The sequence below is a fragment of the Acinetobacter sp. UBA2063 genome, from assembly GCF_002333245.1.
Lineage (GTDB): Bacteria > Pseudomonadota > Gammaproteobacteria > Pseudomonadales > Moraxellaceae > Acinetobacter > Acinetobacter parvus.
In genome coordinates, this window is the sequence record NZ_DDAH01000042.1 from 15,218 (window position 1) to 16,671 (window position 1,454).

At 40.7% G+C, this 1,454-nt stretch carries 1 protein-coding gene; it reads right to left on the bottom strand.

The genetic code is table 11. From position 1 onward, the window contains the following. Positions 1-39: 39 nt before the first annotated feature. A partial coding sequence (locus tag B4H32_RS02150; protein WP_286799606.1) for a potassium transporter Kup occupies positions 40-1,454 on the bottom strand: 1,415 nt, incomplete at its 5' end.

Genomic DNA, 1,454 nt, shown 5'->3' on the forward strand with positions numbered 1-1,454 from the left:
AAAAGGCACTCGAAAGTGCCATTTTTATTTGTATTTTCACTAGATTTCGATTTGACTGCCCAGCTCCACCACACGGTTGGTCGGAATCTGGTAGAAGTCACTCACAGGACTGGTATTACGCTGCATTGAAATAAACAGCTTCTCACGCCACGGCGACATGCCATCCCCCACCGTATGCACAATGCGGTCGCGTGAAATAAAGAAGCTAATTTGCATCAAATCGTATTCAAAGCCTAATTCTTCGTAAGCTTGAATCAAGGCTTTTGGCACATTAGGTTCATCTTTAAAACCGTAGAAAATTTTGATGCGATAGAAATGTTCATTCAACGTTTCAACACTAATTCGCTCCTCTTGAGGAACAAATGGGACATCTTCAATCACAACCGTGACTAAAATATTACGCTCATGTAGTACTTTATTGTGCTTAATATTATGTAGCATCGCATGCGGAACAACATTAGGCGTTCCAGTTAAAAAGACTGCATCGCCAGGTACCCGATGAACATTGTCCCCAATACTTTTCACAAATAAATCGAGTGATAGAGTGTCATGTTCAAGTTTAGCAAAAGTAAGCTCACGCCCACGTTTCCACGTCATCAAGATCATAACGGCGACTGCACCGATCAATAACGGTACCCAACCACCTGAGAACATTTTTAATGATGCTGCTGCGACCAGTACGGATTCCAAAATGAAGAATGGAATAATCAACAGCATCACTTTTGGTAAGCTCCATTTCCATGCATAGTATATGAATACAGCAACCAAAATTGTGTCACATAACATGGTTAAGGTCACAGCCAAGCCATAAGCACTTGCAAGGTTTGAGCTGGTTTTAAAAATTAAAATTAAGATGACAATCGAGATCAGCAATAACCAATTCAGAAATGGCACATAAATTTGTCCTTCTTCAGAATCAGAAGTATGTTTAATGCCTAAACGTGGTAAATAACCCAATTGGATTGCTTGACGAGCTAAAGAGAAAACCCCAGAAATAACGGCCTGTGATGCAATCACAGCTGCCATCGTTGCCAAGATAATCATTGGGTACAAAGCCCAACTTGGGACTAGTAAATAGAATGGATTTTCAATCGCCGTAGGATTGCGAAGTAACAGCGCACCTTGTCCAGCATAATTTAATACAAGGCAAGGCAAAACGACACTAAACCAACCGAAACGAATTGGACGTGGTCCAAAATGCCCCATATCTGCATATAAGGCTTCACCACCTGTGACCGTTAAAACAACAGCACCCATAATAAAAAATGCTTGTACAGGATGAGTGAAAATAAACTGAATTGCCCAATGAGGACTAACCATACCGAGTACGATTGGTGTTTGTACAACGCTAATGACGCCCAAGATCCCTAATGACAAAAACCAAAGTAACGTAATTGGCCCAAAAAATTTACCAACAAACGCGGTTCCGTGTTTTTGCATTAAAAATAATGTCG